We start from the raw sequence: 334 nt of genomic DNA, 5'->3' as shown, positions 1-334 counted from the left end.
CAGGAATCGCTGTCGGGTGAATCTGGATGAACTCACCGTTCGCATAGATCGCACCTTGACGATAGACAGCTGCTGCCGCTTGTCCTGTGTTGATAACCGAGTTCGTCGATTTTCCGAAGATGACCCCAGGACCACCTGTCGCGAGGATGACAGAATCCGCGGCAAATGCCTCGATTTCCATCGTCCGGAGGTTTTGACAAACCGCTCCACGACAGATCCCATTGTCATCGATGATGGCACGAAGGAATTCCCATCCTTCATATTTTTCTACCAAACCTTGCGCTTCGAACTTACGAACCTGTTCATCTAAGGCGTACAATAACTGTTGCCCCGT

1 protein-coding gene is annotated in these 334 nt (G+C 50.9%); it reads right to left on the bottom strand.

Annotated features, from left to right (window positions below; genetic code table 11):
• Positions 1–334, bottom strand: a 334-nt coding sequence (locus tag B2751_RS00410) for an FAD-binding protein (RefSeq protein ID WP_290772015.1), incomplete at both ends; no start/stop codon positions are given.

This window comes from Exiguobacterium sp. UBA6282 (genome assembly GCF_002440475.1).
Lineage (GTDB): Bacteria > Bacillota > Bacilli > Exiguobacteriales > Exiguobacteriaceae > Exiguobacterium_A.
Note: the sequence above shows the minus strand (reverse complement) of the source record. Positions and strands in the feature narration are given on the sequence as shown.